Raw genomic sequence first — 24,335 nt, 5'->3', positions numbered from 1 at the left:
CGGTTGCCAGCTCGACGATACCCCTCATGACAACAATTCTGTAACCGTCCACAGAAAGCTTCTTCTGCAAGTGCCCGCCACTCTGGTCAGAGCCAACCCGCCTGCCCATACTTCCAGGCATGAGTAAATCGGCCTCCTCCCTCTCGGTCCCCAAGAGCATCCGGCCGCGCTACGACGAGATCGTCGCCCTGACCGACGCATTTTGCCAAACACATCTCAACGATGAATATGCCGGCTTGGCCCGCCGCATGGCCGCTGCCTTATCCCGCAAGCGGCCGAGCCCGCTCGCCTCGGGCCAACCCCGCACTTGGGCCTGCGGCATCCTGCACGCCCTCGGCCAGATCAATTTCCTCTCCGATCCCGCAACGAAGCCTCACATGCCAATGGCCGGCATCTGCTCCGCCTTCGGTGTCGGTCAAAGCACGGCAAGCGCCAAGGCCGCCGCCATTCGAAAAGCCATCAATGCCTATAGCTTCGACCCAAACTGGTCGCTCCAGAGCCTCACCGACCAAAATCCCTTGCTCTGGATGCTCGATATCAACGGTTTCGTCGTCGACATCCGCAATGCGCCCCAGGAAATCCAACAGCTCGCCTTGGCCAACGGCCTCATCCCCTACCTCCCGCACGACAAGTCGTAGAGGCCCAGACATTCCAATCGCTCTCATAGGCCTGCCGTGTCTAAGTCCAACAGGCTGCTAGCACTATGAATCTACGCATCGTGCTTTCCGAAGATCGAGCACGATTTTCGGGCCGATGCGGTAGGGCAGCCGTGCCCCGTCCCTTGATTTTGGGGGCCGGGCGGTGAAAGGCTTGTTCCATGGAATGGCGCGACGAGGGAATCATACTCGGCACTCGCAAGCACGGCGAGACGAGCGTGATTCTGGAAGTGATGACCCGCGTGCACGGCCGTCATCTCGGCGTGGTCCGGGGCGGGCGCTCGCGCCGGCAGCAACCGGTGCTGCAGGCCGGCAACCGTGTCGACCTTCTTTGGCGCGCGCGACTCGACGAGCATCTCGGCACCTTCCAGGCGGAGGGCATCGAATTGAATGCGGCGCGCCTGTTCGACAGCGCCACCGCCGTCTACGGCCTTCAGACATTGGCCGCGCATCTGCGGCTGCTGCCGGAACGCGATCCGCATCAGAGCCTCTACGAAACCTTGACGCTGATGCTCGACCATCTCGACGATCCCGCGGCAGCGGGCGAACTCGTGGTGCGCTTCGAACTGCTGATCCTAGACGAACTCGGTTTCGGCCTCGACCTTTCGTGCTGCGCCGCGACGGGCGCGACGGAAGACCTGATCTACGTCTCACCGAAATCGGGCCGCGCCGTCTCGAAGTCGGCGGGTGATCCGTGGCGCGGCAGGATGCTGCCGCTGCCGGCCTTTCTGCGGCGCGGCTCGGGCCTGCGCGCCGGGCCGGCCGAGATTGACGATGCGTTCCGACTGACCGGCTTCTTCCTGACGCGCCATGTCTACGAACCGCGCGGAATGGGCGAGCCGGAAGCCCGTGTCGGCTTCATTGCCGCCCTGCGCAAGAATCTCGCCGGAAAGTCGGCGCCAAATGGAGAATCCGCTGCATGACCGAAGTCGAGCTTTTCCCGGGATATGTGTCGCGTCTCGGCATCGGCACGATCCCGCACGAAGACCTTGCCTATTATACCGGCCTGGAACTGCTGCAGCGCCTCATCGACGGTAAATATCCGGCTCCCAGCATCAATGCACGGCTGAACTTCGCGCTATGCGACGTTTCCGAGGGAAAGGCCGTTTTCCGCGGCCTGCCGAGCGAGCGTCACCTCAATCCGCTGGGCGGGGTGCATGGTGGCTGGGCTGCGACAATCCTCGATTCGGCGCTCGCCTGCAGCGTCCAGACGTTGCTCGACAAGGGTGAGGCCTATACGACGGCGGAATTCAAGGTGAATCTGACGCGTCCGATCACTCCGAAAACGGGCGAAGTGGTGTGTGAGGGCAGGGTGATCCACAAGGGCCGGACGCTCGCGGTCTCGGAGGCGTCCTTGAAGGACAGCAACGGCAAGCTGCTGGCCTTCGGTACGGAAACCTGCTCCATCTTCCCGGCGGCCAATCTGGCTGCGCGGTGACGATCGGTCCGGCGGGGGTAGCGTATGGAACTCGGCATAATCTCCCTGGTGGCGGTGATCGTGCTGTTCGCCGTGGTCGTGCGCCAACAGAAGCGCATCACGGTGCTCGAGTTCGATCTCGAAGGCCTGCGCAAGGCGTTCCTCGCCAACCGCGAAGCCATGTTGAGGATGGCTCCGCCGGCAGCGGAGGCGGCGTCCGCCGAGCCAGCCACGGCCCTGCCGGACGACGCCACGAAGGAGGCGATGACGGCCATGTCCGAGGCCGCGCCAGGTGAACGGGAAAAGCTCGGGCAAGTCGAAGCGGCAGATGCCCAGGCGCCCGCGGAACCTGGCCCGTGGTCCAGACCGCACGGCGAGCAACTGGAGGCCGTGCCCGCGGCCGCGGCGAAGAAGCCCGACATCGAGACCGCGCTCGGCACGCGCTGGGCGGTGTGGGTCGGTGGCCTGGCATTGGCGCTCGGCGGCATCTTCCTGGTCCGTTATTCGATCGAGGCCGGCATCTTCGGACCCGGCGTGCGCCTGACCATGGCGGCCCTCTTCGGCCTGATCCTCGTCGGCGGCGGGGAGTTCATTCGCCGCACCGGATTCCGCTTGCCGGCGGAGGGACTGCAGAGCGCGTATGTGCCGGCGATCCTGACTGCGGCCGGGGCCTTCACCTTGTTCGGCACGGTATATGCCGCGCACGGCATATACGGCTTCATCGGCCCCGGCTCCGCCTTCGTCCTGCTCGGACTGATCGGCGTCGGTACGATCGCGGCGGCGCTGGTTCACGGCCAGGCGCTGGGAGGCGTCGGTCTCGTCGGCTCGTATCTCACGCCGCTGCTTGTCGCGTCGGAGGCGCCCAACCATTGGGCGCTGTTCGGCTTCCTCGCCATTGTTCTTGTCGCATCGGGCGTCATCGCCCGGCTGCGGGACTGGGCGCCGCTGATGACGGCTGCCTTCGCCGGCTCCGGGCTCTGGAGCCTGCTCTATCTCGCGAGCTTCGCGGAAACCGACCTCACGATCCTGCTCTTCATCGGTGCGGTGACACTCGGCGTGCTGGTCTTCATCTGGCTGCGCGGCCGAGCCGTGGCTTCGCCGCACGGCTTCGATATCCCGTCGATCGCCCCTGCGGTATTCGTCGGGCTTACCGCCCTGGCGCTCGCGGTCGATCCGAGTCTCAGCGATGTCGGCGGCATGGCGGTCGCCACGGTCCTGATCGCAGGCCTGCTCGGCGCCGCCTGCTATCGCCGCCTGGCGATCCCCGCATTGTTCGGCGCGGGGGCGGCTGCCGCGCTTGCCTATGCCTATGTCGGCCTCGGCGGGCGCTTCCTTGTCGAATTCTCGTCAGGCTCGATCGCATTCGAGGGGACATCTCCGGCACCGTTTGGCGCGACCGCCGTCCGCTATGGCATCATGCTGGCGCTTGTCTTCGTCGCCGCCGGCCTGTGGGGCGCCTGGCGATTCGCAGGCGCCGCTCGCATCCGTGCGGTCGCCTGGGCCGGCTGGGGTGTCGCCGTGCCGCTCGCGGTCCTCGCCGCCACCTGGATCGCCTTCGGCAATCTCGATCAGGATTATTCATTCGCCGGCTCGGCGCTGCTGCTCGCTGCGGTCCTGGTGGCTGGCGCCGAATGGGTGGCACGCGCCGAAAGGCCTCCCCTCGCGGGTGGTCCGGCGGTTTCGGTCCTGCTCAGCGGTGCGGGCGCTGCAACGCTTCTCATGTTCCACATGGCGCTCGGCGGCGGCTGGACGACGCTGGCGCTGGGCGTGGTCGCTGCAGTACCTGCCTATGCCACGCGGTTCAGGTCCTATCCTGTGCTGGGCTGGCTGAGTGTCGCCACAGCGGTGGCCGTGCTCGGCCGCATGGCCTTCGACCCGACTATCGTCGGCGAGGAATTCCTCGGCACGACGCCGGTCTTCAACCGGTTGCTTCCCGGTTATGGCGTTCCTGCTCTCGGCGCAGCCTATGCGGCATGGCAGTTGGCGCGGACGACGAATGGCCGACCGCGGCTGGCGATGGAAGGCTTCGCCTCGCTCTTCGCCATGCTTGGGGTCGCCATGCTCGTACGTCATGCCATGAATGGCGGCGTCATCGATGCCGGCGCTCCGATGCTCGCCGAACAGTCGATCTACACGCTGATCGCCATCGGCGGCGGCGCCATACTCATCTCGCTCGACCTGCGTTCGCCGAGCCCGGTCTTCCGCTACGGTTCCCTGGCGCTCGGCGTGCTGTCGGTCACCTCCATCGTGCTCCAGCATTTCGCCAATCTGAATCCGGTCTATACGGACGAATCGACCGGCGGCATTCCGATCTTCAACCTGCTCCTGCTCGGCTATCTCCTGCCCTGTCTGGCCATGGCCGGGCTCGCCTGGCTGGCGCGGGGCAAGCGGCCGCGTTGGTACGTGGCGATGCTGGCCGTGGTCGCGGCCATGCTCGGCTTCGCCTACGCGACGCTGTCGGTGCGCCGCCTCTTCCACGGCGAGTTCATCGGCCTGTGGAAAGGCTTCACCCAGCTCGAAACCTATTCCTATTCGGCCCTTTGGCTGGCGATGGGCGTCGTCCTGCTCGCGGCGGGTGTGCGACTGGGCTCGCAGGCGCTTCGCATCGCGTCGGCCGGGCTGGTCGTGATTGCCGTGGCAAAGGTTTTCCTGCTCGACATGTCGGAACTTGAGGGCGTGCTGCGGGCACTTTCCTTCATCGGGCTTGGGGCCGTGCTCATCGGCATCGGCCTCTTCTATCAGCGCATGCTGGCCGCGGCTGCGAAATAAGCCTCGGGAGCGGTGCGGGTCGCAATGTTGGCGCAACCCGTGCCCGCGAATTTGCGCGGGCCTCGGCCCCGAGCGCACCCCAAGCCGCGCTGCCCGGCGCGGCACGGCACCGAGGCGCCGCTGCCGGTCCTGTTTTCCTCCCCGTGGATTGCAGGTCCGGCAGCGCTTCCAGCAGCAACGATCAGGCGGCGTGGCGCAGCTTCGGTAGGCCGAGCCTTTCGGTTTCCGTCTTTTCCCACCAGCCTCCGAGCGCGTCGATCAGCGGTACCAGCGTCAGGCCGACCGGCGTCAGGTCATAGTCGACCCGCAGCGGATAGCCCTGATGGGCCGTACGCCGGACGATTCCCGCCTTTTCGAGCTTGCGGAGCTCGAGCGTCAGGATCCGGTGCGACACGGTCGGATTGTCCCGCCTCAGGTCGCTGAACCGCTTGGTCCCATCCTTGAGATAGTAGAGCAGCAGCGTCGGCCAGCGGCCGCTCAGAACCTGCATGACCTCTTCGATGGGGCAACGCGAGACCAGATCTTTCACGGCAACGGTCCTTGGTTACAGAAATGTGCGTAATTTACATGGGGCCGCGAGCGCTTATGTTCCAGTCACGCTGCGCAGCGTGACCCTTTAATCCACGGAAGAAGACAATGGAACCGATCCTGCTTTACGGCTTCCCCCTGGGAAGCTCGATGGGGCTCGTAGCTGCGCTTGAGTGGCTCGGACAGCCCTACCGTTTGAGCCGCGTCGACATGCTCGGCGAGATGCGCGAACCCTCCTATGCGCGGCTGAACGCTCGCCACGAGACGCCCGTGATTATCACGGAGGAGGGACGTCCGCTAACCGAGACCATGGCGATTGCGGCATGGCTCGAGGCGCGCGACATCGAACGGCGCATCAGCTTCGCTCCCGGCTCGCCCGAGGCCGACCGCATGCATCAGATCATGGCCTTCGTGAACACGGGCTTCACCGGCGCTTTCAGCCCGCTCTGGGTGGCACTGGAGACGGAGGATCCCGATCCGGAACTGAAGGCGCGTCTGCGCAAGTTCGGGCAAGAACGGGTGATCGAGCGGCATGACAAGCTGGAGGCCATGATCGGCGACGCGCCGTTTCTCGTGGGTGATCGGCCAACGCTCGCCGACGGCGTGCTGATCGGCGTGGCGCGATGGCTGGAATTCCACGAGGTTGCCGAGCCGGACCGCTGGCCAAGGTTGGAGGCGCTGCGCCGCCGGATCGAGGCTGATCCGGCCGTGCGTTTCGCCACGGCGATCGAGAACGGCGAGACGCCGGTGGGATCCGGCGCACTGCGCGGACAGCTGCCGCTCGCGGAAGTGATTGAAAAGTTCGGCGTCTGAGCCGGACCGCGGGCACGGCTGGAGTTCCGACCGGAACTCACCAGCGAGACCTTCGAGAAAAAAGGGCCGCCGCTTGGCGGCCCTTCACCGTGAGTGGGTGAATTTCTTTCCCGCCATATCCATGGTTTATGAAGAGTAAATGATAAATATCTGTTTTTATTAAACTTTATGCAATGCAGGCGCAATGCGCGGTGGCCATCCTCCCCTCGTCACCAATTGGCGCGGCTCGATTTGCGGATTGGCCCGGAGGGCCTGACGTGCAGGCGGCCGCCAATGACGATTTCGGAGTTTGTCATGTCCAGGAAGTTCTTCACATTGCTCACACTGGCGGGTATCGCGGCGTCGTTCGCCTCTTTCGCATCGGCCGCCGACATGGCTTCGGGCTACGAGCCGGCCGGCGGCGGCGGGGAACTCGCCTATGACTGGTCCGGCGTCTATGCCGGCGTCCAGGGCGGGGTGCAGTCCAAAGGTGTCCCGAACCCATTCTCGTCGCGCAGCGGCTGGGCGTTCGGCGGGCAGGTTGGCGCCAACTTCCAGGCCGGTCCGCTGGTCTATGGCGGCGAGCTCGACGGCACCTATTCGACCGGCACCGACATCCGTCTCGGCAACGGTGCCGAACGGGAGCAGACGATCACGGGCGCCGCCAAGCTGCGCGCGGGCGTGTCGCTCGACCGGACGCTGATCTACGGCACGGCCGGCTATGGCTGGGCCAAGCTGAAGCCGAAAGGCACGGTGGTCTCGGACGACCAGTGGAAGGGCGGCTTCGTGGTAGGCGCGGGCGCCGAACAGGCTTTTGCCGGACGCACCTCGCTGAAGGTCGAATATCTGATGCACAGGCTGAACGATGTGGAATCAACGGTGGTCGGCGGGGCAACCCGCTCCGACGACGTCAACACCCAGAGCCTGAGCTCGGCCTCAACTACCGCTTCTGAGCGACGCCCGTGGCGGGAGTATCCGCCACGGGCCTTTTCTTCACGATTTGGAGCCTGACCGCGTGATGCCGGTCGGCGCCGCTATTCGGCGGGCGCCAATGCCGGGCGCTCGACAGGCTTCTCGCGGATCGGCCAATGCACGACCGCTGCAAACAGGCCGAGCAGGACGCCGAGCCACCAGACCGGATCGTAGGTACCGAAGCGGTCGTAGAGATAGCCGCCCAGCCAGACGCCCAGGAACGAACCGATCTGGTGCGAAAAGAACACGATGCCGCCCAGCATGCCGAGATGGCGCGTGCCGAACATGATCGCCACCAGCGCGTTGGTGGGCGGCACGGTCGACAGCCACAGCAGCCCCATCAGGATGGCGAAGACGATGACGCTCGCCGGCGTCTGCGGAAGAAGCAGGAAGGCCGTGACCAGGATCGATCGGCCGAGATAGATGAGCGCGAGGAAGATCGGCTTGGAGTATTTCTGGCCGATGACGCCCGCGGCCAGCGAGCCGATGATGTTGCAGAAGCCGATGAGGGCGAGCGCGATGACCGCGTAACGCGCGTCGATGCCGATGTCGCGGATATAGGCCGGGAAATGGGCTGTAATGAACGCCACCTGGAAGCCGCAGACGAAGAAGCCTGATGTGAGCAGCAGGAAGCTCTGGTGTCCGAATGCCTCCTTCAGGGCCTGGCCGATCGACTGGTCGCGTTCCGTCTGCGCCGCCTTGCCGCTGGCGGCGTTGCCGACGAGCGGGATGGCGAGCACCGGAATGACCAGCATGGCAATGGCCATGTAAACCAGCGAATCGGACCAGCCGAAGGCATCGATCATGCCCTGGCTGATCGGCGCGAAGAGGAACATGCCGGCGGAGCCGGCGGCGGTGCCGAGGCCGAAGACGAAGCTGCGGCGCTCGGCCGGCACGTTGCGCGCAAAGGCTGCCAGCACGATGCCGAAACCGCCGGCCGCGACACCGAGTCCGACGAGCACGCCGCCACCGATATGCAGCATGGTCGGGCTGTCGGCTGTCGCCATCAGGAACAGGCCGAGCGCATAGAGGACGCCCGAAAGCGCCAGGACGCGCCAGGTGCCGAACTTGTCGGCGATGGCGCCGAAGAACGGAAGGCCCGCGCCCCAGAAGAAATTCTGGATCGCCATCGCCAGCCCGAATGTGGTGCGGTCCCAGCCCTTCTCGGCGAGCATGGGAAGCTGGAAGAAGCCCATCGCCGACCGTGGCCCGAAGGTCAGTGCGGCGATCAGGCAACCGCAGATAATCATCAGCCAGGGGAGGTGGCGGGCAGTTTGCGAGGCCTGGGTGCTGGACATCGGAGTCTCTCGTGTATCTACACGATTGATATACGATCCGACCCGTCATTCAAATGAATTGGTTGGATCGATCGATTCAGTTTCGTTGATGAATCAGCGTGGAACCACCGGGAGTTCCACGGTTCGCATCGTCTGTTGCCGTGGCGGGTGCACACGGGAATATTTTCACAGGCCGGACGTTATAGGCTATGGTTCCCCAACAGGAACCGGCCGCCAGCGGGGCTCGATGGACGAGAAGAGGACGGCGATATTGGCGGAGATCCCTCGTCTGCGGCGCTACGCTCGCGCGCTTCTTCGCGACCGCGAAGCCGCCGACGATCTGGTGCAGGATTGCCTCGAGAGAGCACTGACCCGGCTGGAGAACTGGCGCACCGGCGAAAGTCCGCGACGCTGGCTCTTCACCATCATGCATCACCTGTTCGTCGACCAGACGCGCAAGGTGAGGAGGCGCGGCGAGACGATGCCGATCGAGGCGGCCGACGGGATGGTCACTCCGGCTACGCAGGTCGAGAACTTGGCGTCGCGCGAGATTCTCGAAGCGTTGCAGGCGATAAGCCCGGAAAGGCGGGCGGCTTTGGTGATGGTTACGATCGAAGGTTTCTCATATGCCGAGGCCGCCGATATGCTCGGCATCCCCGCCGGCACACTGATGTCGCGCATCTCGCGCGGCCGCGATGATCTGCGCGAATTGCTCGGCGATGCGGCTCGGCGCCGGACGATAAGGGTGATCGACAAATGACCGGCCGCCCGTTCTCCGAACGCGACATCCACCTGGCGCTCGACGGCGAACTGCCGCCGGAGGAACGGGCCGATTTCGAGGCATGGCTCGAGGCCGACTCCGATATGAAAGCGAAGTATTCGCGCTTCGCCGACGATGCGGCCCGGTTGCGGGACACCCTTGCCGGCGTGCTCGACGAAGCCGTGCCCGATCGCCTGTCCGGACTCCTGAGCGCCGGGGGTATCGGCGCCGAGACAGCCAGCAACCCCGGCCGCAAGGCAATCGTGGACGACCGGCGGGCTCGATGGTGGGGGGATTGGCGGGCGGCGGCCGCTGCCGTGCTGATGTTGCTGGCTGGCGGGGTAGGGGGCTACCTCATCGGTACGCGGCAGGACCGGGCGGAAAGCCGGCTCGCCGAGCAGGCGGTCGGTGCCTATCTGACCTATGCCGTCGACCAGCCCCGCGCTGTCGAAGTCGATGCCGGCGACAAGCTTCGTCTGGATGGATGGTTGTCGAAGCGGGTGGGCCTGAAGCTCGTCGCGCCCGACCTTTCCGCACAGGGCTTCGAGTTGCTGGGCGGACGGATCCTTCCCTATGACGACAAGGTTGCGGCGCTGCTGGTCTACAAGAATGCGGCCGGCAAGCAGATATCGCTCTATGTCACCGCGACAAAGGAAGACGGCATCAGGGGGACCTATGCGCAGGAAGCCGGTGGGCCGAGCGCCGTCTATTGGCTGGACAAGGGTTTCGGCTGCGCCGTCGTCGGGGCTCTGCCATCGGACGAGTTGGCAGAGGTTGCCCGAAACGCCTGGCGGCAACTGGTCGAGGGCGCTGCGACGTAGAGGCAGCCCCTGCGACACCTTGCGTCGCACAGAGATCGTGACTCATTGAGCTTTTTGCGGCTTACATTGTGCCGATCACCGCGTCACAATTCGGCCGATTTGGCGCGCCAAAGCGCGATGGATGCTGGAGTGTAGTCAGGCTGCAGCAGGGACCTTTCATTTCGGCACGCCAACGCATCGCACGAGGTTCCCTGGTCCGCATGACAGCCGACATCCGCCAGGCCCGCGCGTCCGACGCGAGTGCCATCCTTACCATCGAGAATGCAGTGTTCGAAGGGGACCGGATTTCGACCCGCTCGATGCGCCGGCTGCTGGCCGGTCGTTCGGCGGCCGTGCTGGTTGCCGCCGTCAGGGATGTGGTGGTCGGCTATTGCGTGGTGCTCTGGCGCGAGGGCACGCGAGTGGCGCGACTCTATTCGATCGCGACGGACAGGAACCATGGCGGCGCCGGAATCGGTCGGGCGCTGCTGGAGGCCGCCGAGGCGGCCGCGCGGCAGCGTGGGCGACGGCTGATCAGGCTCGAGGTGCGTGAAGACAATGGCCGCGCTCGCGCGCTCTATGAGCGCAACGGATATCGCTTCATCGGCAGGTTGCAGCGTTATTACCACGACGGAACGGCCGCACTTCGCTACGAGAAGGAGTTGCCGCCGGCCGGACCGCCTGCGGACGCGGAAGCGGCCGGCCGGGATGGACCTGCCCGCTGATCCCGCTATTGTCCGTCCCCCCCGCGTGAACATTCAGTGCCGCGCCGCATGACCTCCTCTCCCTCCTCGCTCCTGGAAGGCGCCTAACATCATGACCTGGGTCATCCTCACCGGCAGGCAGAACGACATCGATCAGGTCGCCACGCCGCATAAGATCATCACCAATCGCGACTATCTCGCGCATCCCGCATTGTTCCGCGGCCAGCGGCCCAAGGTCATCAACCTCTCGAACAACTACGGCTACCAGAGCCGTGGCTACTACGCTTCGCTGCTGGCGAGCTCTCGCGGCCATCGCGTCATTCCGACCGTCGAGACGATGATCGATCTGTCCGAGCGCAAACTCTACGAGCATGCCCTGCCGGAACTCGAAGTGGCGCTGAACAAGTGCCGCAAGGACCTCGGCGGCTCCTTTCCATCGCGTGTGCCGATCTTCTTCGGCATCGGGCCGTCGAAGGCCTGGGACCGTTTCGCAAAGCAGCTCTTCGACTGGTTCCGCGCCCCGGCCCTTGAAGTCTCGATCAGGGACAGTGCCGAATGGGCGACGATCCGCAAGGTCGGCTTCCTGCCGCTCGCCCGGATGACGGATCCGGAGGAAAAGCGCTTCGTCGATTGCCTCGACACCTATACGAGCCGCGAATGGCGCGACACCAAGACACGGACACCGGCGCGCTACACTTTCGCCACGCTGGTCGACCCGCAAGAGCAATTGCCGCCGTCGGAGATCGCCTCGCTGCGCTACTGGGCGCGCATCGCGGAGAAGATGGGCGTCGAGGTGGAGCCGATCACCAGGCGCGATCTGGCGAAGCTCGCCAACTACGACGCGCTGTTCATCCGCGAGACGACATCGATTTCGAACCATACCTATCGTTTCGCGCGCCGCGCGCAGCAGGAGGGCATGCCCGTCATCGACGATCCGCTGTCGATGATCCGCTGCACCAACAAGGTCTATCTGAACGAGCTGATGACCTACAACAAGGTGCCGACGCCCCCGACGGTGATGATCGCCGGCCCGGCCGATTTCGAGGTCGCTGCACAGACCCTCGGCTTTCCGCTGGTGCTTAAGATCCCGGACAGCGCCTTCTCGCGCGGCGTCAAGAAGGTGCAGGATTTCCACCAGCTGAAGACGCTGGCGACGACATGGATGGAGGATTCCGACCTTCTCATCGCCCAGAAGTTTGTTCCGACCGAATATGATTGGCGCGTCGGCGTGCTCGGCGGGCAGCCGCTATTTGCCGTCCACTATCTGATGGCGAAGAAGCACTGGCAGATCGTCAATCACGAGCGGGCCGGCAAGCCGGACCAGGGCGGCATCAAGACCTTCACCCTTAAGGATACGCCCGCCCATGTCGTGGAGACGGCGGTGCGCGCCGCAAGCTGTATCGGCGACGGGCTGTACGGCGTCGATCTCAAGGAGACCAGAGACGGTGTCTTCGTCATTGAGGTGAACGACAACCCGAATCTCGACCATGGCTGCGAGGACTCCGGCGAAAAGGACGAAGTCTGGGTAAGGCTGACGCAGTGGTTCCTGGACCGCCTCGAACGCCAGGGCAGGTAGGCAGCTGCGTACACGCTAAAGCCGAACCCACGCCGCGCAAAAGGCGAGCATGGCGAGCGTGACGGCCAAGAAGACGACGTCCCGGGGGCGAGATCGGGGCGCGCCGATGATCGTGCGCGGTGAAGCCACGCCGAGGCCGCGCGCCTCCAGGGCGATGGCGGCGCGGTTCGCCCGCCTGATCGCATAGGCGAGCAGTGGCACGAGCAGCGTCATTGCCTCGGCCGGATTGGGGAAGCGTGACGGCGGTTTGCCGCGCTTCATCGCACGCGCCAGCCGGATCTGCTGAGCTTCCGCTCCAAGGTCGGGTACCAACTGCAGCACCGAGAACAGCGAATAGCCGATGCGCGGCGAAAGCCGGCAGTTCGCCATCAATGCCTTGATTAGCGCGCCGGGATCGGTGGTCAGCGCGAACAGCGCCGAGATCATGCCGCAGGCGACTGCCCGCAGGAACAGCGTGATGCCGGCCGAGAAGGCCTCTGACGCCATCGGCGCCTCCTTCGCCATCTGAAGCGCGAAGCCGCTCTCCTGACGGAACAGAAGGCTGGTCGTGAGAAAGCCGAATCCGAAGAGTGCGAAGGGCACCATCAGCGCCAGCACGGCGAGCGGCGAACGCTTCTCCAGCACCACCAGCGCGAGCACGCACAGAACGATGGCGGCAAGCTGGAAGCGCGCGTCGAATACCGCGATCGACGCGCCGATCCAGGCGATGCAGACGACCAGCTTGGCGAGGGGATGGATCGAGCTCAGCATGCCGGCACCTGTCGGAGCCAGCGCCGCACCGGCGCGATCACCGGTTCGGCCAGCCCTGCTCGGGCGACGAGATTCCGATCCTCCAGAAGCTCGACGGTGGGGCCTTCGGCCAGAAGGCCGCCTTCGCCGACGATGACCGAGCGCGCGCAGAGACGCAGGGCGAAATCCATGTCGTGGGTGATGACAGCGATGCCCCGACCCGATCGGGCGAGAGCCTCGATGCGACCTGCGATCATGGTCGCGCCCGCGGCATCGAGGCCGGCGGTCGGCTCGTCAAGCACAAGAAGGCGCCAACGTTCGGTCGCGGTGAGCGTGGCGAGCGCCAGCCGCCGCTTCTGCCCTTGCGACAGCTCGTACGGATGGCGTTCCGCGAGGTCGGCAAGGTTCCAGGCGGCGGCGATGTCCTCGGCGGTCCGGAGTCTTTCCGATATCGGCAAGGAACGGTCGAGCGAGGCCACGATCTCCTCGCGCACTGAGCCGGCGGTGAACTGGCTTTCGGAATTCTGGAAGGCGACGCCGCCGATGGCCCCCTGCCGCCGTCCGCTGCCGAGCCTGAGGAGACCCGCCAGGCTGGCGCCGAGCGTCGACTTGCCGGCGCCGTTTGCGCCAAGAATGCCGAGGCACTCTCCTGTGCGAATCTCCAGTGAGATGTTCCTGAGAATGGTGGGCCCGAACAGCGGCGCGCAATCCGCCTTTTCGAGCCTGGCGGCGATTTCGGCACCGGGAGTGAGGCTGGCGCGCGCGGAATGCTCGGCGAGGAAATTCTGCAGCACCGGCGCCGCCCGTGCCGTCATCCCCTCCGCGTCGATGGCCCGCAGCAGGCCGTCGATCGTGAGCGGCGGGGTCGCGGGCGCCAGGCCGGCCTCCGCCAGCTTCGCGTCGAGCCGGCTCGCCGTTGGCACCCAGATTCCGAGCCGGTCGAACAGATCCTGGTTTCTTCGGAACAAGGGCGCCGGTTGCCCCTCGGCAATGATCTCGCCGTCCACGCCGAGCACCGCCACGCGATCGACGGAACCGATCAGCCCGTCGAGCCTGTGATCGACGATGAGCACGCTGCGCGCGATCGATTCTTCGAGAAGCAGATGATGCAAGCGGGCGGCCGCCGCCGGCGCCAGATGTGCCGTCGGTTCGTCCGCCACGAACAGCGGCGCCTCCTGCACCAGTGTCGCGGCGAGCGCGACGAGCTGTTTCTCGCCGCCTGAAAGCGTGGCGGTACGGCGTCGGCGCCATGCTTCCGACAGCCCGACCCGGCGCATGGCTTCGCTCACCTTGCGCACGATATCCTGTTCCGGTATCGCCCGGTTTTCGAGGGCGAAGGCGATTTCGTCCTCGACGCGCATGCCGCAAAGTGTCTGGTCGGCATCCTGGAAGAAGCGCGCCACCGTGCCGGCCCAGCGGTCGGGCCGGCATTCGTTCACCGCGCTGCCGAACAATCGGATCGAGCCTGCGACGGTTGCCGGAATCGTCTGCGGAATGAGCGCGGTCAACGTATTGAGGAGCGTCGACTTGCCGGAGCCGGACGGACCGAGAAGCAGAAGCCTTTCGCCTTGCCTGACGTCGAGATCGACCGGCCCGACCGCATCGCGGCCGGCATAGGGATACCGGGCCGTGACATTCTTCCAGGCCGCGGCCGGGGCAAGCTCAGGCACGGGCCGTCCGTTTGGCGTGGTCGATCGGCAGGCCCGACAGGACGCCCGTGCGATAGAGCGCTTCGACGATGAAATGGCCGAGCACGCTGCCGAGCAGGGCGCCGCTCAGGCAGCGGAGCACGAACATGGTGACGAGCAGGCCGGGAGCCAGCGCGCCGTAGTCGAAGCGGATCCAGGTGTAGACGAAGGAGACGATCGCCGCGCCGATGCCTGCCGCGATCAGCACGGGCAGCCTGTAGTTGCGCCAGCGGGTGGCGGCGAAAACCGCCTCCGCGCCCGCACCCTGGACAAGGCCGGTCACAAGCAGGAGCAGGCCGGCCGGGCTGCCGAGCAGGATCTGGGTGGCCGCGGCCAGCAACTCGGAGAACAGCGCCGCGCCGGGCTTTCGGATAATGACGGCGGCGATGATGGACACGATGAACCAGAAGCCCATCACGACATCCATGGTCACCGGACCGAACACGGCCTGGGCGATGAGCCAGACCTGCACCCAGGCCAGATAGAGGACGCCGAACACCGCGCCGAGCACGGTCACGATCAGTATGTCACGCAAAGTCCAGGCGCTGTTGTCATTCATTGTTCGATCTCCCGCGATGTCGAGTTTCGGAGTGTTGGAGCGTCCTTGCGCATCCAGAAGGACGCGCGCCCGATGCGGTTCAGGCGACAGTGGGACTGTTCGCCGAGGCCGTGAGGTCGAGCGCCACATGACCCTGCGGCGCCCCGAAACGCAGGAAGGCTTCGGCCAATGTGGCGAAGACCGGCCCGGCATCGCCGCGCAGCTTGGTGCAGAAATTCTTCGACCGGTCGAAGACGCCGGAGGATTTCAGGAATTCGATACAGCCGTAGATCTCGTCCATGTGATGGCCGGCGCCCAGGGGATAGAGCGAGAACTGGGCCGCGACGGGCTGGCCGGTCGGTTGCGCTGCGAGGACCGCGGCGGCTGCCGCTTCGATCCGGTCCCGCAGCGGCAAATCCGGTGGGGCCGATACGAGCGGCGTGCAGATCGCATCGTCCGGCTCGCCCGGACAGCCGCGCGAGACCGTCGCCGACAGTACGCAGTGCTTGCCGCTAGACGCTGCGGCGACGAAGAGGTCTCGCATGGCCGGGAAAAGCTGCTCGGGCGGCCCGACGATGAGCGTCGAGACGTCGTCCGTCTCGATCCTGAAGTTCGGGCGATAGGGCTCAAGCGCCTTGATGGCGCCCAGGATGATGCCGACGAAGTCGTCGGCCATCGGGTAAAGGGATAGCTGTGCACCTGAGAACATCGGCCGCCTCGCTCCGCTGGCATTAACCAGATCAGCTGAAGGGTCCGGAGGCATGCCGCCTCGCATCTCAGCCCCGGCAATACGGAGCACCCCTGTCGAACGACGTAAGCTCTATGCCGCGGCGTCCCGCGACGCAAGCCCCGTATTGGGCCTGTCGATCGCGAATTGCGGGCCAGGATGCCGCCGGTTCGCAGCGGCCCCCTTCGTCCTTCGAGGCGCAGTCAGCCGCCGCTGCCTTCTTGCTGTTCGAGGCTCGGCAGCAAGGTCACAAGAGCGACCGAAGCAAGTGCCAGCACGGCGGCACCCATGGCGAGCGGCATGAGGCCGGCCGTGATGAAAGGAGCGACCGCCGCGGTGCCGACGGCGGTGGTGACGAGGATGGCCACGACCACCAATGCGGCGCCGCGAGCATCGTCGCCACGCGCAGCAACGACGGCGAGGTGAAAGCCGGGCGGTCCGCGCAGCCCGAGACCGGTGTTGAACGGGATGAAGAGCGCCGTGACCACCAGAGTGTCGTCCCCGCCCGCAAGCGCATAGGCGAGCATGGCAACCGCCCCCGCCGCCGACAGCAGGGTGCCCATCGATATCAAGCGTTCTGCGTCGAAGCGGCGAACGAGGCGGCCGGCCAGGTTGGCCGCCACGACAAAGGTGGCGATCCCCGTCATCTGCATGATGATGAAGTCGGCAAGCGTGGCGCCGAGGGCCGCGACGAACACGGTCGGCGCGCCGAACACGACGACGAGAAGAGCGCCCAGAGTGAAGGCGTGGCTCACGGCGTAGCGAAGGAAGACCGGATCGGCCAGCAGGTGGCCATATCCACCGGCCTTGCGGCTGCTCACCACGGCGGGGATGTGACGATGCCAGGCGGTGATCGCGCCGGCCAGCAGCAAAGCCAGGAGCGCAATCGCCCCGAAGGAGGCGTTCCAGCCGAACAGGCGGATCAGCCACAGGCCGGCGACCGGAGCGAGTGCTGGCGTCAGCGCTTCCACGCTGCCGAGGAAGCCGAGAGCGCCGACGGCGCGCTCGTCGCCGTAGAGCGCGCGGATGATCCCCGGCGCAAAGACCGCCGCCGCCGAGCCCGCGGCGCCCTGCAGGAAGCGCAGGCCGATCAGGGCTTCCAGTGACGGGCTCAATCCGGCGAGGCCGGAAATCACGCCGTAGGCAACCAGCGAACCGACCAGCAGCGCACGCTGATCGTACCGTGCGCCGAGCGAGCCGAACACGAGCAGACCGAAGGCGGAGCCGGCGACGAAAGCCGCGAGCACCAACTGGGAGCGTTCGAGCGTGCCGCCGAGAGCCTCCGGCAACTCAGGCACGGCGGGCAGCACGAGATCGGTGCCGGCGATCCCGAGGACGGTTCCGCAGACGATCATCACGAAGGCCGGCACGTGGCTGCCGCCGGTCTTTTGCATGGCGCACACTCCTTGACCGCCAACAGGCGGGCGCGCGCAATGCACGGGAGGTGACGCGAAGTCAAGCCGCGCTTGTTGGGCCAGGCGACAACAAGACCCCGGCTTCGTCCACTATGAATGGGCGCGGCGGTGTCCCCGACCATGCGCTGCAGCGGGCGCGGCTACGCGGCCACCCGCGCCTTCTCGAGCGCAGCGAAACGTTTGAGAAATGTTCCCTGGACTGCGTTCGGCGGTCTGGGCGTCAGGTCGAACTGGTCGGCCGCGATGCCGCGCGGGCGTCCGAAGAACTGGGTCGCCTCGGCGACCGAGAAGCCGGCAAGCTCGGTGGCTTCGAAATAGGCAGCGATCTGGTCGGCCCGCTTGATCTCCTGCTTGAGCTTGCCGGGCAAGGCTGTAGGCAGCGAAAAACGCATATGGATCGCGCGCTGCAGCCGCTCCTCACAGGATTTGTAGCCACCTCCGATCACCGACTTGAACGGCGAGATCATGTCGCCGATCACATATTCGGGGGCGTCATGCAGCAGGGCGGCAAGCTGGGCTTCCGGCCGGATGTCTTTGCTGATGGCCGAATGGATTTCCTCAACCAGCAGCGAATGCTGCGCGACGGAAAAGGCGTGGTCGCCGCGGGTCTGCCCGTTCCATCGCGAGACGCGCGCCAGCCCGTGCGCGATGTCGGAGATCTCGACGTCGAGCGGCGAGGGGTCCAGAAGATCGAGCCGGCGGCCGGACAGCATGCGCTGCCAGGCCCTGGCCGGCGCCCCCGGTCTGTCTCCCATCAGGCGCCCTCCGCGGACGCGGCGTCCGCCGGGAAGGTGAATTTCGCCCAGGAGGGGATCGCAAGCTCGAGCTCGAGCCCGTCCGCGGTGATCGGGTTGCCCGCGGCCATCGCATCCTTGACGCGATCGATCCGGACGATGGCGAGGCCGGTACGGCCGGCGACCGTGCCGAGCGCACCGAGCGGGCGGCCATTGGCGAGGATCTCGGTGCCGGGGGCGGGAAGTGCGGCCGGCCCCGTCGCGATCAGCACGCGCCGTCGCGCCGTACCCCGATGCTGCATCCGCGACACGACCTCCTGCCCGACATAGCAGCCTTTGGCCAGGCCGACGCCGCCGGTCTGGTCGAGAAGCACGTCGTGGGGAAAGGCGTCGCCGAGTTCATAGTCGGCGCCGCTTTCGGCGATCCCGTGGGCGGCCCGCAATGCGTCCCATTCCGCGCGGTCCGACCCTCCGGCCGTCTTGCCGTAGTGCCGGGATACGTCGACCTCCGGGAAGCGGGTGTCGAGCAAGCTTGATTCATTTCGTGAAGAAGCTGAATCGGAAGGGGAGGAGCGTGAATCATCGCCCCACGAGACGGCGACAAGCGCTTGATCCTGCTTCTTTATCTTGGCCTTTGCCCGGAGGCGGTAGAGGGTCAGCCGCTTCACCAGGTCGTCGGCGACATCGGCCCGGCAGTCGAGGCGGAAGCCCGTATCGACGCGTGAGACGAGGAAGTCGAAGAGGATCTTGCCTTGCGGGGCGAGCAGGGCGCCGGGCTTGACCTCGCCCGTCTTCAGCGAGGAGATATCGGTGGTGATGATGTTCTGGAGCAGCGTCTCCGCATCGTCGTCGGTGACGAGGACGAGGGCGCGGTCGTCGAGCTGGACGGTGGGCATCGTTGGCGGGGCCTGATCTTGCAAATCGGTTGGCCATTACGTAAGCCCTGCCGCGCGGGGCGGCAAGGACCGGCCCGACCGGCGAACGGCAAGGACCACTGTCATGGCGACAACATTCGACCTGATCCTGAAGGGCGGCACGGTCGTCAACCATGACGGCCGCGGCGCGCGTGACATCGGCGTCGTCGGCGGGAGGATCGCCGCGATCGGCGAACTGCGCAGCGCCTCCGCCGGGACGACGATCGACTGCACGGGCCTGCATATCCTGCCGGGTGTCGTCGACAGCCAGGTGCATTTCCGCGAGCCCGGCCTCGAGCACAAGGAAGACTTGCAGACCGGTTCGCTTGCCGCGGTGCTGGGCGGCGTTACCGCCGTGTTCGAGATGCCGAACACCAAGCCGCTCACCACGAGCGCCGAGGCGCTGGCCGACAAGGTCGCCCGCGCCCGGCACAGGATGCATTGCGATTTCGCCTTCTGGGTTGGCGGCACGCGGGACAATGCGGGGGACGTGGGCGAACTTGAACGCCTGCCGGGCGCAGCCGGCATCAAGATATTCATGGGTTCGTCGACCGGCGACCTCCTCGTCGAGGACGACGACGGCGTCTATTCGATCCTCAGCAAGACGCGCCGTCGCGCCGCTTTCCATTCCGAAGACGAGTTCCGCCTGCGCGAGCGGCTGGGCGAGCGGGTGGAGGGCGATCCGTCAAGCCACCCGGTCTGGCGCGACGAGATCGCCGCGCTGCAGTGCACGCAGCGCCTGATCGCCGTGGCGCGGAAGGCGCGGGCGCGCATCCACGTGCTCCATATCTCGACGGCTGAGGAGATCGATTTCCTCGAGGCGCATAAGGACGTCGCCACCTGCGAGGCGACGCCGCACCATCTGACGCTGAGCGCCGACGATTACGCCACGCTCGGCAACCTGATCCAGATGAACCCGCCGGTGCGCGCGGCGCGCCATCGCGACGGCGTCTGGCGTGGCGTGACGCAGGGCATCGTCGACGTGCTGGGCTCCGACCATGCGCCGCATACGCTGGAGGAAAAGGCCAAGCCCTATCCGGCCTCACCTTCGGGCATGACCGGCGTGCAGACGCTCGTCCCGATCATGCTCGACCATGTCAACACCGGGAAACTCTCTCTCGAGCGGTTCGTCGATCTCTCCAGCCACGGTCCGCAGCGGATTTTCGGCATGGCGCGCAAGGGACGGATCGCTGCCGGGTATGACGCGGATTTCACCGTTGTCGACCTCAAGCGCCGCGCGACGATCCTCAACGAGCAGGCGGGTTCCAAAGCCGGCTGGACGCCTTATCACGGCCGGCAAGTCACCGGCTGGCCAGTCGGCACCATCATTCGCGGCAAGCAGGTGATGTGGGAAGGCGAGCTCGTCGAGGCAGAGCAGGGCGAACCCGTCGCGTTCTCCGAGGCCCTGTAGCCATCCGTCACACGGGACGCATCTTGCGTCCTGTCCACAGGCGGCAACGAAGGGAGCGAGGGGCGGGCCTGATACCGACGGCACTGGCTGCCGACACATCCACCGGGCGTGGCTGCTGACGTCTCGAACACCAGCGCCGCCCTTCCGGGCGCTTGGCTATGCGCCGAAGGGCGTGGGCCAAGCCGTCGCGCGCTCCAACGGTCGATCTCATAGACCGTTGGCGTCAGTCGCCGGCGACGAAAAACTCCCACTTGCCTTCCGGCGAGATGCCGACGCGATAGAAGATATAGGTCCCGTAGGTCTTCATGTCTTCAAGGTCGCCCGCCGTCACGATCTTGAAGAGCTCGACCTTCTGGCGTGCGTCGAGGCGATCGAGCGGCACGGCGATGAAATACGGCCAGACGTAGAGCTCTCCCGGCTTGCCCGCGTCGAGGTGGACATAGCCGGCGTTCAGCACCTCCTCAAGGATCGCGAGCAGCTCCTGGCCTTCCTCGTCGCCGGAGAGGCCCTTCAGGAATTCGATCGGATCACCGTCGACGCCGCCAAGCGCGATCTGAGTGCCATCCGGTCCGTTGCCGATCAGCGGCCGCAGGGCCTCGATGTTGCCGCTTTGGGCAGCCTCCACGATCAGCTCGCGCATCCGCTTCACCTGCGACGGCAGGCGGTTCAGGTCGTATATGATCTCGGGCAACGGCGCATTGGGGTCGATGACCGGGCGGCCGATCTGGCCGCCGCTTTCGTCCTCGCCGGGGACGGTCTCTTCTTCAGCGGGTTGCGAAGGCTCGTCGGTCCCCTGCGGCGTGGTCTGGATCGGGTCGGGGTCGGGCACGGTATGGACCGGCGGCAGCGGCTCCTGCTCGACCGATTCGGCGGCAGGCGGAGGCGTCGCCTGTTCCTGCTTGATTTCGCTCAGCGCCGATGCCGGGGCGGTGGCCCAAACGACCGTGCCGGAAAGGAAAAACGCGCCGGCCAGAAGGCGCAACGCGGCGCGTCGTGCGCCGGCGTATGATCTCTGGGGGGACTGACTTGCCATGCTTCCTCGACCTGTCGGGCAGGGCGGTCTGCGCCCTGTCGCAGGATCATATACATGAAAAACCGGAAAGCAGGTGTGTCAATGACGCCGCAGCAGCGGCTCGAATTCTCCGGCGACGACCTTTTCGCGCATGCGATCGAGAAGCGCGAGGGCAGCACCCTCGCCGCTGGAGCGCAGCAACTCGCCGAAAGCGGTGGCCAGGGCCGCCTCGGCGATGATCTCGGGCTCGATGCCGGCTGAAAGCCCCTCGGCCCAGGCTTCGTTGTGGCTCTCGACGGCAGTCAACCGTTTTTCTTCGCGCACCAGGGCGTCGATGTCGCTGAAGCCTTGTTCCATCTTGCCTTCCACCCTTTCAAGCGGCGATCCGGACAATTCGGATCAACTTGAGTCGTCCCTGTTAATGTCCCATTAAGGCTTTCTAACACACCGGATCGCGATTGTGCGCTGTCCATCGGGAAAAAAGTTAACAGGTTCCTAATTGCCGAATCGGGACGCGATGTCCCTGCTGAGCGCCTCACCCTCCTTCATGTAGCGCCCGATCGCCTCCGTCGCCGAGGCAGTGCAGTTCACATAGATGCCGTCGAAGGAACGGTAGCCGCGGTTGAAGCTGGCGATGAAGCGCGCCCGCCGCGTAGGCTCGGGATTCTCGGCGGCCAGCAGCTTCTCCATCTCGTCGCGCCATTGATTGCCCTTCTCGCCGCAAAGATTGCGCAGATAGTGGAGCGAGCCCAACACCTCTGCCAGCCGCATCAATTGTGCCTCGAAGGGCGACACGGCCGCGGGCGCCTGCGCCGAGACGTTCGGCGCGCCGAGCATGACTAGGGCGAAGGCGGCGATTGCGATGCGGCTCATAAGGCCTTGTGGCCAATGATCTTGTCGCCTGCAAGGCAATTTGCCGGGATCCCGCAATCTGCCAGGAAATCCCGTGCCCGGCGTCGCCTATCGGCTTCGGCCGGACAGGACCTCCCGTGCGACGTCGAACACGAAATCCGACAGCAGCATGCCGCGCATCGCGTCCAGGTCGTACCAGCCCGCCTCGTCAGCGTCGTCGCCGGCCACGGCCTCGCCCCCCTTGTGAACGCCGGAGAAGACCATGAGCCGGTAGCGCATGGCACGGCCGTCCTTGGTGCCGCCGACCCGGTACTCCCGAACCGGCGCGAGATCCCCGACGTCGAGGCCGGTCTCCTCCAGCAGTTCCCGGCGAGCGGCCTGCTCGGCGTCCTCGCCCGTTTCGACGCGTCCGCCCGGAAAGGCGTAGTAGCCGCGCGAGGGCTCGCGCCCGCGCTTCACCAGAAGGACGGTGTTGCCGCGACGTACTGCCACCGAGACGGCCGGAATCTCCTGTTCGTCCATGAGGTCTGGATAGCGCGGGGCGCTTTCTTGTGGAAGGCGGTCCTCACCCGGACGAGATGCGACGGCGGGATGTTGCGAAGCGCGCGGTCGCGCGCCACCATGCCGTTGTCGGGCGCATGCGCCGTCCGCCCCGAATCTCCTCCCACTCTGCAAGGACAGGCGCGAACCATGTGCGGACGCTTCGCTCTCACCGCCTCGCCGGACCAGACGGCCGCCTTCGCCGGCTTGGCCGATCTGGAGGATTTCCCCGCCCGCTACAACATCGCGCCGACGCAGCCGATTCTGACTGTGATCGCCGGCGAACCGCGCGCGCCGGGTTCGAACCTGCCGGACCGGCGCGCCCTGCTGGTGCGCTGGGGGCTGATCCCTGCCTGGGTGAAGGATCCGAAGGAATTTCCCTTGCTGCTCAATGCGCGATCGGAGAGCGCGGCCGAGAAGGCATCGTTCAAGGTGGCGATGCGTCACCGCCGGGTGCTCATCCCGGCATCGGGCTTCTACGAATGGAAGCGCAGCGGCCCGCGCTTGGCGCAAGCTTACTGGATACGGCCGAAGGCGGGCGGTATCGTCGCCTTTGCCGGGCTGATGGAGACGTGGAGTGAGCCCGGCGGCTCCGAGATCGACACGGGCGCGATACTGACGACATCGGCCAACAGCGACGTCAGTCACATCCATGACCGTATGCCTGTCATCGTCAGGCCGGAGGATTTCTCGCGATGGCTGGATTGCCGCACCCGGGAGCCGCGCGACGTGGCGGACCTGTTGCGGCCGGCCGAACCGGATTTCTTCGAGGCCGTGCCGGTTTCCGACCGGGTGAACAAGGTGGCCAACACCAGCCCCGACATACAGGAGCGCGTCGACCCGGTGCTCCTGGAGAGCGAGGCGCGGGCAAAACCCGCAAGAGCGCAGAAGTCCGCTTCAGGCGATCAGATGTCGTTGTTCTGATCGCAGGCCGATAGCCAAACCCGCCGGTGCCGTCAAAAGCGGGGCTATGGCTTGGCGTCAGGCCGCCTTGTTCGGCTTGCGCTTCTTAGTGTGCAGCAGCGCGGCCACGATCGCTGCCGGGCCGATCGCGCGATAGTGCTTGGTGAGGGCGGCGTACTGGCTGCGGGCTCGTTCTGCTTCGCTTTTGGTGCGAGTCATTGTCTCTTCCCTAAGGTAAGTCTGGGTCATGGGAGTGCAGATGGTGATCGATTTCGACCAAATCGTGACATCGGACCGATATCTTCATCTTCGTCCCGTTTCGTTCGTACAGATATGTTTAATAAAATCTTAGCCGATAGGTTCCCCCGAGACGGGGCCAGTGAAATTGCGGCTGTGAAATTGCGGCTTGACGCACTGCCCGGCGTAGAGCGATAAAGCCGGCCATGAAAACGTTTTTTGCCATTCCCGGCATTTGCATTATCGGCTAGCGCTCTCGCTGGTCCGGACGTTTTCGCCCTCTTTCAAGAAAAGACAAGCAAACGCCCCGGCCAGCGGTGCGCCGCGAAAGGTTTCCACAGGAGTCATGCGTCCCGAGGCGCAGGGCTGCACGAGGGCTTGGAG

26 protein-coding genes are annotated in these 24,335 nt (G+C 65.8%); 12 read left to right on the top strand and 14 right to left on the bottom strand.

The window, feature by feature from the left end; translation table 11 throughout:
• The first annotated feature begins 119 nt into the window (after nucleotides 1-119).
• From JN280_RS29005 to JN280_RS28990, 4 genes are all read left to right on the top strand, one after another.
• Nucleotides 120-638, top strand: a complete 519-nt coding sequence (locus JN280_RS29005; protein WP_274609042.1) for a DUF6398 domain-containing protein — start codon at nucleotides 120-122, stop codon at nucleotides 636-638.
• Between the two features lie 179 nt (nucleotides 639-817).
• Entirely contained in the window at nucleotides 818-1,579 is a 762-nt protein-coding gene (gene recO, locus JN280_RS29000; protein WP_202307448.1) for a DNA repair protein RecO, read from the top strand.
• Complete coding sequence (locus JN280_RS28995) at nucleotides 1,576-2,094, top strand: PaaI family thioesterase (RefSeq protein WP_202307446.1); 519 nt, start codon at nucleotides 1,576-1,578, stop codon at nucleotides 2,092-2,094. Before recO ends, JN280_RS28995 begins: the two co-directional genes overlap by 4 nt.
• 24 nt (nucleotides 2,095-2,118) lie before the next feature.
• Nucleotides 2,119-4,842, top strand: a complete 2,724-nt coding sequence (locus JN280_RS28990; protein WP_202307445.1) for a DUF2339 domain-containing protein — start codon at nucleotides 2,119-2,121, stop codon at nucleotides 4,840-4,842.
• Between the two features lie 181 nt (nucleotides 4,843-5,023).
• Here JN280_RS28990 and JN280_RS28985 read toward each other — a convergent pair whose 3' ends face one another.
• The gene (locus JN280_RS28985; RefSeq protein WP_202307443.1) at nucleotides 5,024-5,371 is read right to left on the bottom strand and encodes a winged helix-turn-helix transcriptional regulator; all 348 of its coding nucleotides are present in this window, start codon (nucleotides 5,369-5,371) and stop codon (nucleotides 5,024-5,026) included.
• A 107-nt stretch (nucleotides 5,372-5,478) separates the two neighbouring features.
• Between JN280_RS28985 and JN280_RS28980 the strand changes: the two genes are divergently transcribed.
• Complete coding sequence (locus JN280_RS28980) at nucleotides 5,479-6,183, top strand: glutathione S-transferase family protein (protein ID WP_202307441.1); 705 nt, start codon at nucleotides 5,479-5,481, stop codon at nucleotides 6,181-6,183.
• Nucleotides 6,184-6,477: 294 nt separating this feature from the next.
• Nucleotides 6,478-7,173 (top strand): outer membrane protein, encoded by a 696-nt coding sequence (locus tag JN280_RS28975; RefSeq protein WP_202307439.1) that lies wholly within the window; start codon nucleotides 6,478-6,480, stop codon nucleotides 7,171-7,173.
• Between the two features lie 23 nt (nucleotides 7,174-7,196).
• Here JN280_RS28975 and JN280_RS28970 read toward each other — a convergent pair whose 3' ends face one another.
• Nucleotides 7,197-8,432, bottom strand: a complete 1,236-nt coding sequence (locus JN280_RS28970) for an MFS transporter (protein WP_202307436.1) — start codon at nucleotides 8,430-8,432, stop codon at nucleotides 7,197-7,199.
• Between the two features lie 226 nt (nucleotides 8,433-8,658).
• Here JN280_RS28970 and JN280_RS28965 point away from each other — a divergent pair, with 226 nt between their 5' ends.
• From JN280_RS28965 to JN280_RS28950, 4 genes are all read left to right on the top strand, one after another.
• Nucleotides 8,659-9,171 (top strand): sigma-70 family RNA polymerase sigma factor, encoded by a 513-nt coding sequence (locus JN280_RS28965; RefSeq protein ID WP_202307434.1) that lies wholly within the window; start codon nucleotides 8,659-8,661, stop codon nucleotides 9,169-9,171.
• The gene (locus tag JN280_RS28960) at nucleotides 9,168-9,992 is read left to right on the top strand and encodes an anti-sigma factor family protein (protein ID WP_202307432.1); all 825 of its coding nucleotides are present in this window, start codon (nucleotides 9,168-9,170) and stop codon (nucleotides 9,990-9,992) included. Before JN280_RS28965 ends, JN280_RS28960 begins: the two co-directional genes overlap by 4 nt.
• Before the next feature lie 200 nt (nucleotides 9,993-10,192).
• A complete protein-coding gene (locus JN280_RS28955) occupies nucleotides 10,193-10,696 on the top strand; it encodes a GNAT family N-acetyltransferase (protein ID WP_202307430.1) in 504 nt (167 codons plus the stop codon).
• Nucleotides 10,697-10,787: 91 nt separating this feature from the next.
• Nucleotides 10,788-12,251, top strand: coding sequence for a RimK family protein (locus JN280_RS28950; protein ID WP_202307428.1), 1,464 nt, complete (start codon nucleotides 10,788-10,790; stop codon nucleotides 12,249-12,251).
• Nucleotides 12,252-12,266: 15 nt separating this feature from the next.
• Here the strand turns inward: JN280_RS28950 and JN280_RS28945 are convergent, their stop codons facing one another.
• The 7 genes from JN280_RS28945 to ygfZ form a co-directional block, all read right to left on the bottom strand.
• Nucleotides 12,267-13,001: an energy-coupling factor transporter transmembrane component T family protein gene (locus JN280_RS28945; RefSeq protein ID WP_202307427.1), complete on the bottom strand. Its 735-nt coding sequence runs from the start codon at nucleotides 12,999-13,001 to the stop codon at nucleotides 12,267-12,269.
• Nucleotides 12,995-14,650: an ABC transporter ATP-binding protein gene (locus JN280_RS28940; RefSeq protein ID WP_202307426.1), complete on the bottom strand. Its 1,656-nt coding sequence runs from the start codon at nucleotides 14,648-14,650 to the stop codon at nucleotides 12,995-12,997. The genes JN280_RS28945 and JN280_RS28940 overlap by 7 nt, the downstream gene beginning before the upstream one ends.
• Nucleotides 14,643-15,227 (bottom strand): ECF transporter S component, encoded by a 585-nt coding sequence (locus tag JN280_RS28935; protein WP_202307421.1) that lies wholly within the window; start codon nucleotides 15,225-15,227, stop codon nucleotides 14,643-14,645. The genes JN280_RS28940 and JN280_RS28935 overlap by 8 nt, the downstream gene beginning before the upstream one ends.
• A 79-nt stretch (nucleotides 15,228-15,306) precedes the next feature.
• On the bottom strand, nucleotides 15,307-15,915 hold the full coding sequence (locus JN280_RS28930) for a YkoF family thiamine/hydroxymethylpyrimidine-binding protein (RefSeq protein ID WP_202307419.1): 609 nt from the start codon (nucleotides 15,913-15,915) through the stop codon (nucleotides 15,307-15,309).
• 221 nt (nucleotides 15,916-16,136) lie between these two features.
• Entirely contained in the window at nucleotides 16,137-17,327 is a 1,191-nt protein-coding gene (locus tag JN280_RS28925) for an MFS transporter (protein ID WP_202307417.1), read from the bottom strand.
• A gap of 161 nt (nucleotides 17,328-17,488) precedes the next feature.
• Nucleotides 17,489-18,106, bottom strand: coding sequence for a YfbR-like 5'-deoxynucleotidase (locus JN280_RS28920; RefSeq protein WP_244743624.1), 618 nt, complete (start codon nucleotides 18,104-18,106; stop codon nucleotides 17,489-17,491).
• Nucleotides 18,103-18,978 (bottom strand): CAF17-like 4Fe-4S cluster assembly/insertion protein YgfZ, encoded by an 876-nt coding sequence (gene ygfZ, locus JN280_RS28915; RefSeq protein ID WP_202307414.1) that lies wholly within the window; start codon nucleotides 18,976-18,978, stop codon nucleotides 18,103-18,105. The genes JN280_RS28920 and ygfZ overlap by 4 nt, the downstream gene beginning before the upstream one ends.
• A gap of 103 nt (nucleotides 18,979-19,081) precedes the next feature.
• Here ygfZ and JN280_RS28910 point away from each other — a divergent pair, with 103 nt between their 5' ends.
• Complete coding sequence (locus JN280_RS28910; RefSeq protein WP_202307413.1) at nucleotides 19,082-20,407, top strand: dihydroorotase; 1,326 nt, start codon at nucleotides 19,082-19,084, stop codon at nucleotides 20,405-20,407.
• 223 nt (nucleotides 20,408-20,630) lie between these two features.
• Here JN280_RS28910 and JN280_RS28905 read toward each other — a convergent pair whose 3' ends face one another.
• From JN280_RS28905 to JN280_RS28890, 4 genes are all read right to left on the bottom strand, one after another.
• On the bottom strand, nucleotides 20,631-21,440 hold the full coding sequence (locus JN280_RS28905) for a hypothetical protein (RefSeq protein ID WP_244742214.1): 810 nt from the start codon (nucleotides 21,438-21,440) through the stop codon (nucleotides 20,631-20,633).
• 78 nt (nucleotides 21,441-21,518) lie between these two features.
• Nucleotides 21,519-21,776 carry a hypothetical protein gene (locus JN280_RS28900; RefSeq protein WP_202307412.1) on the bottom strand — a complete coding sequence of 86 codons (258 nt, stop codon included), beginning with the start codon at nucleotides 21,774-21,776 and terminating at the stop codon, nucleotides 21,519-21,521.
• 138 nt (nucleotides 21,777-21,914) lie between these two features.
• Complete coding sequence (locus tag JN280_RS28895; RefSeq protein ID WP_202307411.1) at nucleotides 21,915-22,292, bottom strand: TIGR02301 family protein; 378 nt, start codon at nucleotides 22,290-22,292, stop codon at nucleotides 21,915-21,917.
• An 87-nt stretch (nucleotides 22,293-22,379) separates the two neighbouring features.
• Nucleotides 22,380-22,793 carry an NUDIX hydrolase gene (locus tag JN280_RS28890; RefSeq protein ID WP_202307410.1) on the bottom strand — a complete coding sequence of 138 codons (414 nt, stop codon included), beginning with the start codon at nucleotides 22,791-22,793 and terminating at the stop codon, nucleotides 22,380-22,382.
• Between the two features lie 168 nt (nucleotides 22,794-22,961).
• Here JN280_RS28890 and JN280_RS28885 point away from each other — a divergent pair, with 168 nt between their 5' ends.
• Nucleotides 22,962-23,735 (top strand): SOS response-associated peptidase, encoded by a 774-nt coding sequence (locus tag JN280_RS28885; protein WP_202307409.1) that lies wholly within the window; start codon nucleotides 22,962-22,964, stop codon nucleotides 23,733-23,735.
• A gap of 57 nt (nucleotides 23,736-23,792) precedes the next feature.
• On the opposite strand, the gene JN280_RS28880 is transcribed toward JN280_RS28885, so the two are convergent.
• Nucleotides 23,793-23,933 carry a transcriptional regulator gene (locus tag JN280_RS28880; RefSeq protein WP_202307408.1) on the bottom strand — a complete coding sequence of 47 codons (141 nt, stop codon included), beginning with the start codon at nucleotides 23,931-23,933 and terminating at the stop codon, nucleotides 23,793-23,795.
• Between the last annotated feature and the right edge of the window lie 402 nt (nucleotides 23,934-24,335).

The organism is Mesorhizobium sp. L-8-10, from assembly GCF_016756635.1.
Taxonomy (GTDB): Bacteria; Pseudomonadota; Alphaproteobacteria; order Rhizobiales; family Rhizobiaceae.
Note: the sequence above shows the minus strand (reverse complement) of the source record. Positions and strands in the feature narration are given on the sequence as shown.

Coding starts and splice junctions, on each gene's coding strand:
- JN280_RS29005 (WP_274609042.1), top strand. CDS start 120: ATGAGTAAATCGGCCTCCTCCCTCTCGGTCCCCAAGAGCATCCGGCCG.
- recO (WP_202307448.1), top strand. CDS start 818: ATGGAATGGCGCGACGAGGGAATCATACTCGGCACTCGCAAGCACGGC.
- JN280_RS28995 (WP_202307446.1), top strand. CDS start 1,576: ATGACCGAAGTCGAGCTTTTCCCGGGATATGTGTCGCGTCTCGGCATC.
- JN280_RS28990 (WP_202307445.1), top strand. CDS start 2,119: ATGGAACTCGGCATAATCTCCCTGGTGGCGGTGATCGTGCTGTTCGCC.
- JN280_RS28980 (WP_202307441.1), top strand. CDS start 5,479: ATGGAACCGATCCTGCTTTACGGCTTCCCCCTGGGAAGCTCGATGGGG.
- JN280_RS28975 (WP_202307439.1), top strand. CDS start 6,478: ATGTCCAGGAAGTTCTTCACATTGCTCACACTGGCGGGTATCGCGGCG.
- JN280_RS28970 (WP_202307436.1), bottom strand. CDS start 8,432: ATGTCCAGCACCCAGGCCTCGCAAACTGCCCGCCACCTCCCCTGGCTG.
- JN280_RS28965 (WP_202307434.1), top strand. CDS start 8,659: ATGGACGAGAAGAGGACGGCGATATTGGCGGAGATCCCTCGTCTGCGG.
- JN280_RS28960 (WP_202307432.1), top strand. CDS start 9,168: ATGACCGGCCGCCCGTTCTCCGAACGCGACATCCACCTGGCGCTCGAC.
- JN280_RS28955 (WP_202307430.1), top strand. CDS start 10,193: ATGACAGCCGACATCCGCCAGGCCCGCGCGTCCGACGCGAGTGCCATC.
- JN280_RS28950 (WP_202307428.1), top strand. CDS start 10,788: ATGACCTGGGTCATCCTCACCGGCAGGCAGAACGACATCGATCAGGTC.
- JN280_RS28945 (WP_202307427.1), bottom strand. CDS start 13,001: ATGCTGAGCTCGATCCATCCCCTCGCCAAGCTGGTCGTCTGCATCGCC.
- JN280_RS28935 (WP_202307421.1), bottom strand. CDS start 15,227: ATGAATGACAACAGCGCCTGGACTTTGCGTGACATACTGATCGTGACC.
- JN280_RS28930 (WP_202307419.1), bottom strand. CDS start 15,915: ATGTTCTCAGGTGCACAGCTATCCCTTTACCCGATGGCCGACGACTTC.
- JN280_RS28925 (WP_202307417.1), bottom strand. CDS start 17,327: ATGCAAAAGACCGGCGGCAGCCACGTGCCGGCCTTCGTGATGATCGTC.
- ygfZ (WP_202307414.1), bottom strand. CDS start 18,978: ATGCCCACCGTCCAGCTCGACGACCGCGCCCTCGTCCTCGTCACCGAC.
- JN280_RS28910 (WP_202307413.1), top strand. CDS start 19,082: ATGGCGACAACATTCGACCTGATCCTGAAGGGCGGCACGGTCGTCAAC.
- JN280_RS28905 (WP_244742214.1), bottom strand. CDS start 21,440: ATGGCAAGTCAGTCCCCCCAGAGATCATACGCCGGCGCACGACGCGCC.
- JN280_RS28900 (WP_202307412.1), bottom strand. CDS start 21,776: ATGGAACAAGGCTTCAGCGACATCGACGCCCTGGTGCGCGAAGAAAAA.
- JN280_RS28895 (WP_202307411.1), bottom strand. CDS start 22,292: ATGAGCCGCATCGCAATCGCCGCCTTCGCCCTAGTCATGCTCGGCGCG.
- JN280_RS28890 (WP_202307410.1), bottom strand. CDS start 22,793: ATGGACGAACAGGAGATTCCGGCCGTCTCGGTGGCAGTACGTCGCGGC.
- JN280_RS28885 (WP_202307409.1), top strand. CDS start 22,962: ATGTGCGGACGCTTCGCTCTCACCGCCTCGCCGGACCAGACGGCCGCC.
- JN280_RS28880 (WP_202307408.1), bottom strand. CDS start 23,933: ATGACTCGCACCAAAAGCGAAGCAGAACGAGCCCGCAGCCAGTACGCC.